At 64.2% G+C, this 2,279-nt stretch carries 3 protein-coding genes; all 3 read left to right on the top strand.

Going from position 1 to position 2,279, the window contains the following annotated elements; translation table 11 throughout:
* The coding region (locus EN935_RS31930; protein WP_127374013.1) for a sugar isomerase domain-containing protein at positions 1-626 on the top strand (626 nt) is incomplete at its 5' end.
* A gap of 32 nt (positions 627-658) precedes the next feature.
* Positions 659-1,954 (top strand): FAD-dependent oxidoreductase, encoded by a 1,296-nt coding sequence (locus EN935_RS31925; RefSeq protein ID WP_127263925.1) that lies wholly within the window; start codon positions 659-661, stop codon positions 1,952-1,954.
* Positions 1,951-2,279 (top strand): ATP-binding cassette domain-containing protein (locus EN935_RS31920; RefSeq protein WP_127374012.1); only part of this gene is annotated, 329 nt, incomplete at its 3' end. The genes EN935_RS31925 and EN935_RS31920, both read left to right, overlap by 4 nt.

Genomic DNA, 2,279 nt, shown 5'->3' with positions numbered 1-2,279 from the left:
CGCGCAATGGCGGGCTGGTCGGGCTGCATCCGCTGTCCGAGCTCGCGTTGTCCTATTACACGCCGGTGATCGGCAATTCGGGCATCTACCAGATGCGCTATTTCCAGTCGGTGGAGGGCCTCGGCGAAGTCATCTGGAAGAATTACCGCTTCAAGCGGACCGACTGTTTCGTCGTCTACACCAACACCGGCGTCACCAAGGTCGCGCTCGACATTGCCGGCTTCGCCAAGACCGAAGGCATGCGCGTCATCGCGGTGACCTCGCTGCAGCACGCGGCCGCCACCGGGACCGATCACAAGGGCGGCAAGCGCCTGCATGAGATCGCCGACCTCGTTATTGACAATTGCTCGGTGGTTGGCGATGCGATGGTCGATATTCCGGGATCGGAAGACAAGGCCGGCGCCGGCTCAAGCATCACCAGCATCGCTATCACCAATGCGCTTTCGACCGAGGCGGCGCTGGAACTCGCCCGCCGGGGACACAGCCCCATGGTGCTGCCCAGCCCGTATTTCGAAGGCACGCCCGAGGGCAAGGCGCGCCGCGCCCGCGCCGAAAAGCGCTGGGACGAATGCATGGCCGAATATTCGCGCCGCTATGCCGGAATGTTCATCCGAGGCGACCGCTAGGCCGCCCCCATTTCTAAAGTTCTGGAGCCGATATGGAATACCAAGCCGATGTCGTGGTGGTTGGAGCCGGCAGCGCCGGCATGGTCGCCGCACTGGCCAGCGCCCGCAATGGCGCCAGCACGATCCTGCTCGAGCGTGGTGGCTTCCTCGGTGGCATAAGCACCGCTGTCCTCGACACGATGTACGCTTTCTACGCGCCGGGCGAAGCCCAAGAGAAGGTCGTGTCCGGCCTGCCCGGTGAAGTCGTAGCGCAGATGGAAAAATATGATGCGGTGTTGCGCCGACCGAACACCTTCGGCTCGGGGACCGGCATCACCTACAATCCCGAAACCCTGAAGCGCGTCTGGGACGATCTCGCCCGCGAGGCCGGCGTGCGCGTCTTCCTGCATACTTTCGTCACCGGTTCGATCAAGACAGGCCAGCGCGTGAGCGGCGTGCGCTTCGTCAACAAGGCCGGCGGTCACGAGGTGAAGGCCAAGATCGTTATCGACGCTTCGGGCGACGCCGATGTGGTCGCCGATGCCGGCGGTGATTTCGAGCTCGCCGGCCGCGACGGTGCCCAGCAGACGCTGTCCACCACCTTCCGCATGGCCAATGTCGGTGAGCGGGCGCTTTCCGTGAAGAAGGAAGAGCTGCATTCGCTGATGCGCGATGCCAACAGAAGCGGCCGCTTCAACCTGCCGCGCGAGGAAGGCAGCGTGCATCGCACCCCCGACAAGGGCATCATGGCGACGATCATGACCCGTGTTCCCGGCGTTGCCCCCGACGACATCGAGGGCATATCAAAGGCCGAGGCGGATGGCCGGACTCAGGCGCAGGAATATTTCCGCTTCCTCAAGGCGATGGTCCCCGGATACGAAGAGGCGGTGCTGATCGGGACTTCGCCCTGGATTGGCGTACGCGAGACCCGCCGTATCCTCGGCGACTATCAGCTGACCGGCGAGGACGTGCTGGCCGCGCGCCGTTTTGACGACGGCATCGCCCGCTGCGGCGCCCCGATCGAGGACCATCATGCCGGCCGCGACACGCGTTGGGCCTATATCCCGAATTCCGGCACCTACACCATTCCATTCCGCGCGCTGCTGCCGCGCAATCTGGACGGTATTGTCGTCGCCGGCCGGTGTCTGTCGTCGACCCACGATGCTCATGCCAGCGCTCGCTCGATCGGCACCTGCATGGCGATGGGCCAGGCTGCGGGCTCGGCCGCGGCCCTCGCGGCGGCCAAGCGCATCACGCCCCGGCATGTTCCAACCGCAGAGTTGCTTGACTTGCTCGACCGGCAAGGTGCTGATTTCGGGCAAGATAGATCCGCATCGTCAGCCGCATGAACGCAGCCGCAACGCAAATCGATCAGCCCCTGCTGCTCAAGGTCGAAGGCATCGCCAAGGCATTCGGCGAAACCCGCGCCCTGAAAGCCTGCAATCTGTCGATTCGGCCAGGCAGCATCCACGCGGTCATAGGCGAAAACGGCAGTGGCAAATCCACGCTGGTGAAGCTCTTGACCGGCGTGGTGCAGCCGGACGCCGGCACGATCCTGCTTTCCGGGCAAAGCAGCCTTCGCCTTTCGTCGCCGCGCGCCGCGCGTCAGGCGGGCATCGCCACAACCTTTCAGGAAATCCTCGTTCTTGAAGAACTGTCGCTGCTCGACAATCT

This window comes from Mesorhizobium sp. M7D.F.Ca.US.004.03.1.1 (genome assembly GCF_003998635.1).
Classification (GTDB): domain Bacteria; phylum Pseudomonadota; class Alphaproteobacteria; order Rhizobiales; family Rhizobiaceae; genus Mesorhizobium; species Mesorhizobium loti.
The sequence above is the reverse complement of the archived record's forward strand: the minus strand, read 5'-3'. Positions and strand labels throughout refer to the sequence as shown.

Excerpts from the sequence above, each read along its gene's own strand:
- EN935_RS31925 (WP_127263925.1), top strand. The coding sequence starts at position 659 with ATGGAATACCAAGCCGATGTCGTGGTGGTTGGAGCCGGCAGCGCCGGC.